Origin of the sequence: Snodgrassella communis (assembly GCF_914768045.1) — a bacterium.
GTDB lineage: Bacteria > Pseudomonadota > Gammaproteobacteria > Burkholderiales > Neisseriaceae > Snodgrassella > Snodgrassella communis.
Genome location: NZ_CAJZCD010000023.1, coordinates 1 through 1,420, shown reverse-complemented (window position 1 = coordinate 1,420; position 1,420 = coordinate 1). Strand labels below are relative to the sequence as shown.

General features: G+C 37.5%; 2 protein-coding genes. Both read right to left on the bottom strand.

The features are described from left to right. Positions 1-198: 198 nt before the first annotated feature. A complete protein-coding gene (locus tag MJ761_RS10810; RefSeq protein WP_420853900.1) occupies positions 199-438 on the bottom strand; it encodes an integrase core domain-containing protein in 240 nt (79 codons plus the stop codon). Between the two features lie 45 nt (positions 439-483). Beyond that, positions 484-1,089, bottom strand: coding sequence for an IS3 family transposase (locus tag MJ761_RS10805; RefSeq protein WP_239450470.1), 606 nt, complete (start codon positions 1,087-1,089; stop codon positions 484-486). Between the last annotated feature and the right edge of the window lie 331 nt (positions 1,090-1,420).

The window sequence follows — 1,420 nt, the reverse complement described above, 5'->3', positions numbered from 1 at the left end:
GACCGTGAAACGACCTAGCGCCGATGATAGTATGGATACCCATGTGAAAGTAGGACACCGCCAGACTCCCCATAAGAAGAACCCGGTTGAGAGATCAGCCGGGTTTCTTGCTTTGTAAAAAGCTAGAAGACAATGATTATAGAAGTTTGTTTGCACTGGAATGGCAATACCTCTTCAAACAACAAAATTAAGGGGTAGCTATTTGTTAAATTCTACCTCAGGCAAATAGCCTAACGATGAATGTAACCATTGATGATTGTAGCAATAAGCATAAGCCACAAAGGCTTGTTGTAATTCTCCAGTCGTTATGAATTCCCCTTTAATAAATTTAGTTTTAATGATTTTAAATGTTGCTTCTGCCACTGCATTGTCATACGGACATCCCTTTTTATTTAGTGAACGCTGTATATTAAATGTATTAAAACACTTATCTAGCAATTGATTATCAAACTCCTTTCCTCTATCTGGAATGGCAACACCTATTCAAACAACAAAATTAAGGGGTAGCCGTTTGTTAAATTCTACCGGAGGCAAATAGCCTAACGACGAATGTAACCGTTTATGATTGTACCAATAAGCATAAGCCGCAAAGGCTTGTTTTAATTCTTCAGTCGTCATGAATTTTTCCCCTTTAACAAATTCAGTTTTAATGCTTTTAAATGTTGCTTCTGCCACTGCATTGTCATACGGACATCCCTTTTTACTTAGTGAACGCTGTATATTAAATGTATTAAAACACTTATCTAGCAATTGATTATCAAATTCCTTTCCTCTATCTGAATGAAACAGATGTAATGATGACAGCGGTTGCTTAATTTGACTTAGTGCAGACATCACTAAATCTGCTGTTTTATGTTGTCCAACACTATAACCGGCAATCTGTCGGTTCGATAAATTAAGTAGTACACACAAATAATTCCAGCAATGGTTAACACGAATATAGGTTAAGTCTGCCACTATAATCTGCTGTTTGGTACCTACATTAAATTGACGCTGTAAATGATTAGCTGTGACTGCGCTATTGCTTGCTATCTGATATCCTCGATAACGTTTAATCGTATACTTTGATACCAATGATAGCGACTTCATTACTCGGGCAATCTAACGACGAGAAACACTGATATCTGCTTGTAAAGCAATACAAATGCGTCTGGTTCCATAGGATTGATAGCTGCATTTAACAATAGTCAGTATTTTATCAGCGTAATGAGCGACCAATTTCCGTTTAGTGGTTTTACACTGATAATAGGCATAATGTCTGGCTATCCCTAAGCAGCGACATCATGCCGCTACAGCATAACGATGTTGATTTGCTTTCAGGATTTTGATTTTCGTGCCATTATCAGTGCAGCCTGCTTTAGGATATCGTTTTCCATCCGTAGCTGCTTAAGCTCTTTTCGTAAAGCAATTAGTTCATTTT

Excerpts from the sequence above, each read along its gene's own strand:
- MJ761_RS10805 (WP_239450470.1), bottom strand. The coding sequence starts at position 1,089 with ATGAAGTCGCTATCATTGGTATCAAAGTATACGATTAAACGTTATCGA.